The organism is Stenotrophomonas sp. SrG (assembly GCF_050031795.1).
GTDB lineage: Bacteria > Pseudomonadota > Gammaproteobacteria > Xanthomonadales > Xanthomonadaceae > Stenotrophomonas > Stenotrophomonas rhizophila_A.
Window position 1 is genome coordinate 1 of record NZ_JBNBBE010000885.1, and the last position, 243, is coordinate 243.

1 protein-coding gene is annotated in these 243 nt (G+C 64.2%); it reads left to right on the top strand.

Annotated features, from left to right (window positions below; all coding sequences use genetic code 11):
• Positions 1-243: mechanosensitive ion channel domain-containing protein (locus ACQG3P_RS22045; RefSeq protein ID WP_426806239.1), on the top strand; the 243-nt coding region annotated here is incomplete at both ends.

The following is a 243-nucleotide window of genomic DNA, read 5'->3' on the forward strand; positions in this document are numbered from 1 at the left end:
ACCGAGCTGGAAGCGGGCGCGCGCAAGTCGCTCAGCACCGTGACCCGCTACCTGGGCATCAACGCAGCGGTGCTGTGGAGCCTGACCGCGCTCGGCATCGGCTTCGAAAAACAGGCGCTGGTCGTGAGCGCCCTGTCGGTGGGTATTGGTTTCGGCCTGCAGGCGATCACCCAGAACTTCGTCTCCGGGATGATCCTGCTGGCCGAGCGACCGGTGAAGATTGGTGACTGGGTAAAGCTCGGT